The following is a 6883-nucleotide window of genomic DNA, read 5'->3' as shown; positions in this document are numbered from 1 at the left end:
CGCCCCCGCTCACGCCCCGGCACAGGCGGCCGCGGCCGGCCCCGCGGCCCTGGACGCCGCCAGCCACGCCGCGCAGATCGCCGACCTGCTCGAGTCGGTCGAGGAGGGACGCGAACCGGCGGTCAGCGGCGCAAGCGGCCGCGAGGCGCTTGAGATCGTCTGCGCCGTGTACGAGTCATCACGGACCGGGCGCCCTGTTAGCCTCGGCCAGTGACAGTGACAGAGACAGAGACAGTGACCGTCACCCTCAGCGCGTTCGCCGACGAGATCTCCCCCGACCTGCGGACCCAGCTGTCCGTGCTCGCAGCCGAGTCCATCGCCCACCTGGAACTGCGCAGCGCGTGGTCGGTGAATGTCGCCGACTTCACCGCCGCCCAGCTCGCCGCGTTCCGCGCGGCGATCGACGACGCGGGAGTCCGGGTCTCGGCGATCGGCTCGCCCATCGGCAAGGTCGCGATCAGCGCGCCGTTCGCGCCCGAGCTGGAACGGATGCGCCGCATCGCCGGCATCGCCGGCGAACTCGGCACCGCGATCGTGCGCGTCTTTTCCTTCTACATGCCGGCGGGCGAGCCGCCGGAGCGGTACCGGGCGCAGGTCGTCGACCGGATGGGGGCTCTGGCGCGGATCGCCGAAGAGCGCGGGCTCATCCTCGCCCACGAGAACGAAAAGGAGATCTACGGCGACCTCCCTGGCCGGTGCGCGGACCTGATCGCCAGCGTGGCCTCCCCCGCGCTGCAGGCCACCTTCGACCCCGCCAACTACGTCCAGTGCGGCGTCAGGCCTTTTTCCGACGCGTACCCCATGCTCCGGCCGTACCTGGTGTACCTGCAGGTCAAGGACGCGCGGGCCGCGACAGGCGAGGTCACTCCAGCGGGCGAAGGCGACGGGCAGCTGCGCGAGACGCTGCTCGCCCTGCGGGACTCGGGCTACGCGGGGTTCATGTCGCTTGAGCCGCACCTGGACCTTGCCGGACGTCACGGCGGCTTCAGCGGCCCGGACAAGTTCCGGCGCGCCGCGCAGGCGCTGAAACGCCTGCTTGGCGAGCTGGCGATCGGCTGGCAGTAGTGAGCAGTAGTGAGCAGTAGTCAAAAGCGGGGCTAGAAGCACAGCTGGCTGATCTGTGTCGCAAGGGTCTGGGCATCGTTGGCGGCGGTGTTCAGCTGTTCCGGGGTCTCCTTGTAGGGGCTGGCCGCCACCGACAGGACGGAGTCCCGCAGGTCGCGGGCGTACCGCGGGGGAAGCTGCTCCCACAGGCCGTCGAGCGAGTCCGCATACACCACGACGGCCAGGCCGTCCCTCTTGGCCTGCGCGGTGCCCGCGCCGAATATCACCTCATCGCCGATCAGCTGGCGCAGCCAGGTCATGACGTCGGTCAGGTCATCCAGGCCCGCCCACGGCGAGCAGGTGCTCGGCGAGGCGGACGGGCGGGGGTCCCGCGACCCGGTGGCCTGCGCCGGCCCGGCACCACCACCGGTGCTTGCGCATCCGGTGATCATGATGGCGCACAGCAGCGCCGCCGGCACGCTGGCCGGCCAGCCACGCGTCCAGTTCGCCGCGGGTTTCGCAAGCACCGGCATCACCACGTCACCACGTCACCACGTCTCTGCAGAGCCTGCTCTCTGTATAACAGCACGTGTCCGAATAGAAAACGAGCCAGAAACACAATCCGAATTTCCGGTGATTACCCCGGCATACGGCACGCAAGGCCTGCCGCACTAGGATCACGCCGACAGCCACTCGAGGTCCGCGCGGCGAAATGGCCTGATCTGCGCGCTGCGGCCGTCGCGCATTTTCGCGACCCAGTCCGGGTCGCCGATCAGGCTCCGGCCGACGGACACGAGGTCGAAATCGCCGCGCCGGAAGCGCCGGAGCAGGTCCTCGATCCGGCTGGCGCCGGTCGGCCTGGCCTCCTGGCCGTACAGCGTGGCCATCACGTCGACGTCGAGACCGACGCTGCCGACGGCGATCACGGGTGCGTCGGTCAGCGACTTGACCCAGCCGGCCAGGCCCAGATCCGACCCCGCCCACTCCGGCGTCCAGAACCGGCGGGTCGACACGTGGAACAGGTCGGCACCCGACGCTCGCAGGATCGAGACGAGCTGGCCGAGTTCGGCCGCGTCCGCCGCGATCTTCGCCTCGTAGTCCGCCTCCTTCCACTGCGATATCCGGACAGAAACCACGAAGTCGGGGCCGGTCGCCTGGCGTACCGCCTGGAGCACCTCGGCGGGGAACGTGGCCCGATCGGCGATCGAAGCGCCGCCGTACCGGTCGGTCCGCAGGTTGGTCCGCGGCCACAGGAACTGGTCGAGGAGGTAACCGTGGCACGCGTGAACTTCCACGCCGTCGGCGCCGATTTCCCTGGCGCAGACGGCACCGCGCACGAAGGCTTCCCTGATCGCGGCCAGCTCGGCGGCGGTGGCCGCGCGGCCGAACGGCTTGCCTGGATGCGCCAGCCCCGACGGGCTGAGCGCGGTGAAGTCAGGCGCGACGTCCGTCCCGCCGGTATCGACCGCTCCGGCGTGCCACAGCTGCAGGAACATGCGGCCACCCGCCTCGTGTACCGCTTCGACGCACGAGCGCCAGGCGTCCCTGGTGCTCGCGTCGATCCGGGCGAAGATGCCGTTCGAGGCCGAACTGGGATGGTCGACCGCGCAGGCCTCGGCGATCACCAGCGCCGTGCCGCCGAGGGCGCGGCGGCGGTAGTACTCGCGCAGCCGGTCGCTCGGCGCGCCGCCGACGCACCCGAACCGCTGCATTCCCGGCATGACGAACCGGTTGCGCAGCCGCAGCTGCCCGATCTGCAGCGGCTCAAGGAGCGGGGTGATGTCCTGGCCCGCCGCCCCGGCACGATCCGCCGCTGCCTGTGTCATCCGCGCTCCGCTGGCTGAGGAAAACAAGATCAATTATCCCGAACGGACCGTGCCGCCTGTCCATCGTCAGTAATCGCCCCACAGCACCCGATGCCACCACCGGCGGGTCAGCAGCGCCCGCCACCGGAACTGCCGTGGGGGTCTGTCATTCCAGCCGTGGATGCACCGCCCGTCGCTGAGCAGGCAGCCGCCCGGGCAGTCGCCCGCGCAGTGCCGGCAGTGGCGCGGGCTCACCTCCACAGGCCTGCCGCGGTCTTCCGTCCGCGCTGGCGCAGACCCTCGAGGTCGGCGTCGAGCACCAGGCCCCGGCCGCGGGCCCGGTCGACGGCGGCGTCCCATTCCCGCAGATAGCTCGCGGCGCCGGCGTACCGCGCCGCGAGCTGCCCTGGCGGGTAAGGGACGGTCTGCCCGATGAGCGCCTCCAGCGGGTTCCCCGGCCTGGTTCCCGAGTGCACCGCGGTGGGCGCTTCCAGCTCGGGGACGCGGATCCCGCCGGCCGCGTTCCCTGTGTCGTCATGGTGTATGCCGGCCTCGAGGGATGCCTCGATCAGCGGGAACGAAGGCGGCGGCGTCCCTGCGTCCGCCCAGCGCGCAAGGTGGTCAAGGGCGGCGTTGCGGACCCACGTCCAGTCGATGGTGTTGGCGTTCTTGGCGGGCGGGAACACCGGCAGGCCCTCGCGCGCCTGCATGGGTGTCAGGTCGGGCACCTCACCGACGTGCGCGGCGCCCGCGATCTCCCAGAACCGGAACGTCGGGGAGTCCGGCTGGCGAACCGGGACGTTGTGCAGCGTCTCGCTCTCGCTGTTGAGCACCAGGATGGGCACCCGGCCGCGGTCGCTGATGGCCGAGCTTCCCCCGTGGAACCCGTCGCCGAGCGGCCCGAACGTCACCATGAGCGGCTGGTCAGGCGGGTACACGCACAGTCCCCAGTGGGTGATGAGGAAGTACCCGTCGAAGCACCGCTCCTGGTCGTCGGCCATGTTGATGTAGGCGCCGAGCCGGGCCGCTGACTGCGACGCGCCTGAGGCGATCACCAGCCGCGGCGTCAGCCCGCCCAGGCTGCGGCGGACGGCCCGCGCCGCCTGGGTGAAGATGTCGTAGGAATACCGGTCGCCGGGGTGATGCAGCGTCCCGTACCGGCCGGGATCGATGCGCGGCAGCCCCGGGGTAGCGGGGAAGCCGGGTGCCAGTGCGGGCTGGCCGTTGACCGCCACGGCCTGCGCGGTGACACCGGCCCAGGCATAGCCGCCGCGCATCTCGTGCGCGGACGGCGCGCCCAGGTCGTACCCTGCGGTGACGTTCAGCCAGGTGACGATCACGACGCCGTTGAACCGCGCCGGGTCCGCCGGGCGGGCGACGTACATGCGGGTCCGGTACCCGGCCCGCTCCCCCGGCCGGACCGCCCACCGCCCGTCCCGCCCGATGGCGGCTGGCTGAACCGGCTCATAGGACTGGGCCACGCCGTCGAGCAGGAACTCCTCGATCACGTAGCCGTAGTCGCCGACGTCTGGCGGGCTACCGAAAGCCCAGCCTCTCCCCCCTGTCACGGGGCCGCTGGCGGCCGCGGTCCGCGTCCGTCGGCCGGTCATCGCAGGTCAGGCCTCCTGCTGGCCGGGCACCTGCACGATGTTCAGCCGCACCCGCTTGCCGGTCAGCTGCTCGAGTTCGCCGCGAAGCGGCTCGGCGGAATGTTCGCGCCACACCCCCTCGGTCTGCGCGGGGCGGTGAAAGCCCCACGCCACCTGTGGCCGCGTTGCGCGGATGGTGACCTGCACCCGGTCCGCGGCCAGCTCGACCTCCACCGCCGAGAGCCCGACCGCCCGCTCGATGCTCCGCTGCACGGCGCCGCGGATCGCGGCGTCCTGAATGACGATCCGGCGGGCCACGGCGTACTTCTCGCCCGTCTCGGCCATCTGGTCCCTGACCTGCTTCTTGAACGCGCTTTCCTCAGTCACGCCTAACGGCCCTTGTCCTCACAGCCACCGCGGGCGCGGGCCGCGATCAGCTCGGAGTGCGGCAGGCGCTCCTGCCAGCCCTCACGCTACCAGCCCGCATGGGCGCGGTCACGGGTGTCATCGCCAGCTGGCTGATACGCGATGGAGTACAAGCCGCTAAATGGCCCGGGCTGCGGCGCAAGCACCACTCCGGCCGCCAGCGCATCACTGTCATCCTTCGCGGCGGTGCGGCTGGGACGGCCCCTCTGGCCACACCAGCAGCGCGCGCTTGCCGCGTTCGACCAGGCTCGCGTCGCGGGCAGCGCGTCCACGTACCTGGTCATCCCGCCGGGCGCCCGGGCCTCAGCCGCCGGGCAGGTGTTCCCGGCAGGCGAGGATGGCTTCCATGGCGGGGTCGCGGTTGCTGCTGTAGGCCTCGAAGGTCGGTGGCGTGTAGATGTCCGGCGCGATCCACGGCCGGTGATCCATCGGCCAGGAGGTCTGCCAGTACAGGTCCCCGACGTTGGCGGTGGCCTTGCTGTACGGAAGCAGGAACGGGACCGCCTCCCCGATGAAGTTGGGGCGCGAGCCGGACGGCTCTCCGACGAAGACGGCGCCCGTCTCGCGGCCGATCGCGGTTGCGGTGTTCTGCGCCGCGGAGAAGGTTCCGCGCCCGATGATCACGTACAGCCCGCCCGGCTGGCTGACCTTGTCGCACCCGATGAGGTGGTGCAGCAGCGGCTGGGTCAGGTAGGTGTTCCCGCCGCCGTTCCAGCGCAGGTCGATGACCAGCGTGGCGACCTCGTGCCTGTCGATGAACCGGAACAGCCGCGCGCAGAAGGCGGCCAGCGGCTCGGCCGGATGATCGCCGACGCCGTTGAACTGGAAGTAGACCAGCCGGCGGTCGGCCAGGTACTCATACCAGAACAAGATGTCGCTGTTGCGCAGGTACAACGGCAGCGGGGACGGCACGGTGTCGGGCAGCGAAATCCACCCGGGAGGCCGTGGCCGGGTCGGTGACGGCGGCGGCGGTATCGACGGGTAGGTCCGCGGCCCGCCTGCCTGCGAGCCGACTGTCACGGTGCCGCTGGCGCCGTCGGGGAACCGGACGGTCAGCGGCACGGAGCCGGGATCGGCGAGCAGCCCGAGCGCGTGCAGGATCGGCGGCCAGCGCAGCACCTCGGGTCCGAGCCACCTGACCTGCTGAGTGTTGTCCCGGCTGAGCAGCGGCTCGAGCGCGGCGAGCGCTTCGGTGGCGTCGTGCTCGCCGACGGCGAGGACCTGCGCGCCGAGCAGCCGCCGGTGCTGCGCGGAGGCGACCGCGGTCACGAACAGGCCCTCAGCGAACAGGTACAGCTTGACCGGCAGCACCCGGTTGAGGTCCTGGTCGTCCTCGGCGGGCGCGACATAGGCGTGTCCGTCGCCCAGCGGGCGGAGCAGTTTCAGCATGCCGACGATGAGCTGCGCGTCGGACAGCTCAGGCACGGCCGCCGCGAGCCGCGCGACAGCCGCGCCGAACTCCGTCTCGTCGTAGTCGCGGGACGGCGTGCGGCGCCGCACCTCCCTGGCGAGGAATGCCAGGTCCGCGCGCCACCCTTGCTCGCGCGACAGCGAGTCCTTGTCGAGGATCCCCAGCATGTCGCGGACGTCCCCGCGGGCACGCAACGGTTCCCACAGCGGGTCGGCGCGTGGCCGGTCGAGGTCACGAAAGCCCAGGTCCAGCGCGCGGGACAGGGCCGCGACCGCGAGTTCGTGTGCACCGAGCCCGAGCTGGCAGCGGGCGATCCTGTAGCCGGCCTCTCCCGGGTAGACCGTGTCGGCGAGCCGTTTGCCCCAGGCGCCGAGGCGCAGCACCGCCTCGTACGCGGTCAGGGCCGCCTGGTAGTCACCGAGCTCGTAGCGGGCCTCGGCGAGGTAGTCCCAGTAGCTGCCGTTGACCGGATTGAGGTCCACCACCTGCTGCCACAGCGCCGCGGCCTGCGCCCAGCTGCCCGCGCCGGTTCGTTCCTGGGCCACGGCCACGATCCGCGGCAGGCTGGACGCCGCGGTCATCCGTGCTCCTTACCTGGCGGCGGGGCG

At 71.5% G+C, this 6883-nt stretch carries 7 protein-coding genes; 2 read left to right on the top strand and 5 right to left on the bottom strand.

Features of this window, described 5'->3' with window-relative positions; all coding sequences use genetic code 11:
- Together Q1N79_RS07065 and Q1N79_RS07060 are read left to right on the top strand one after the other, a co-directional pair.
- Positions 1-214: Gfo/Idh/MocA family oxidoreductase (locus Q1N79_RS07065; RefSeq protein ID WP_367185036.1), on the top strand; the 214-nt coding region annotated here is incomplete at its 5' end.
- Positions 211-1065: a sugar phosphate isomerase/epimerase gene (locus tag Q1N79_RS07060; RefSeq protein WP_300605780.1), complete on the top strand. Its 855-nt coding sequence runs from the start codon at positions 211-213 to the stop codon at positions 1063-1065. The genes Q1N79_RS07065 and Q1N79_RS07060, both read left to right, overlap by 4 nt.
- Before the next feature lie 32 nt (positions 1066-1097).
- Here the strand turns inward: Q1N79_RS07060 and Q1N79_RS07055 are convergent, their stop codons facing one another.
- The 5 genes from Q1N79_RS07055 to Q1N79_RS07035 form a co-directional block, all read right to left on the bottom strand.
- Positions 1098-1571 carry a hypothetical protein gene (locus Q1N79_RS07055; RefSeq protein ID WP_300605779.1) on the bottom strand — a complete coding sequence of 158 codons (474 nt, stop codon included), beginning with the start codon at positions 1569-1571 and terminating at the stop codon, positions 1098-1100.
- Positions 1572-1721: 150 nt separating this feature from the next.
- Positions 1722-2870, bottom strand: a complete 1149-nt coding sequence (locus Q1N79_RS07050; RefSeq protein WP_300605778.1) for a 12-oxophytodienoate reductase — start codon at positions 2868-2870, stop codon at positions 1722-1724.
- Positions 2871-3100: 230 nt separating this feature from the next.
- Positions 3101-4459, bottom strand: a complete 1359-nt coding sequence (locus Q1N79_RS07045; protein ID WP_300605776.1) for an alpha/beta hydrolase domain-containing protein — start codon at positions 4457-4459, stop codon at positions 3101-3103.
- 6 nt (positions 4460-4465) lie between these two features.
- Positions 4466-4825 carry a hypothetical protein gene (locus Q1N79_RS07040; protein ID WP_300605775.1) on the bottom strand — a complete coding sequence of 120 codons (360 nt, stop codon included), beginning with the start codon at positions 4823-4825 and terminating at the stop codon, positions 4466-4468.
- A 342-nt stretch (positions 4826-5167) separates the two neighbouring features.
- Entirely contained in the window at positions 5168-6856 is a 1689-nt protein-coding gene (locus Q1N79_RS07035) for a tetratricopeptide repeat protein (RefSeq protein WP_300605773.1), read from the bottom strand.
- Positions 6857-6883 lie beyond the last annotated feature (27 nt).

It is taken from the genome of Trebonia sp., from assembly GCF_030042015.1.
Lineage (GTDB): Bacteria > Actinomycetota > Actinomycetes > Streptosporangiales > Streptosporangiaceae > Trebonia.
This window is presented reverse-complemented; position numbering and strand designations above follow the sequence as displayed.